A 323-nucleotide genomic window follows, 5' to 3' on the forward strand; every position below is an offset into this window, starting at 1 on the left:
AGGCCGGCTTCAGCGACGTGCGCTTTGCCGTGCGCCAGAAGGTGGAGAAGGCATGAGCGCCGCATCCGCACCACGCTGGGCGAGCACTACGGTCGCATCGACGCGGCCCATCTGCGCCGCGCCCATGCCCTGATCGAGAGCGGCACCGCGCGCGGCAAGATCGTGCTCGAAGGCTTCTGAGCAGGCGGCGGCGGTGGGGCTTGAGGGAAAGCCCCGTCGCTCCAGGCGGGCGGCTCGTTTAGAACCTGGGTTCCCCTTTCTGGCATGCCGCAGTCCATGAGTCCTTCGCCTTTTCTCGCCGTCGACGGCGGCTGCCAGATCGG

At 68.4% G+C, this 323-nt stretch carries 1 pseudogene; it reads left to right on the top strand.

From position 1 onward, the window contains the following. A pseudogene (locus I73_RS29215) lies at positions 1-180 on the top strand (hypothetical protein); the annotation flags it as partial. Between the last annotated feature and the right edge of the window lie 143 nt (positions 181-323).

Source organism: Ideonella sp. B508-1 (genome assembly GCF_000333615.1).
GTDB lineage: Bacteria > Pseudomonadota > Gammaproteobacteria > Burkholderiales > Burkholderiaceae_C > Ideonella.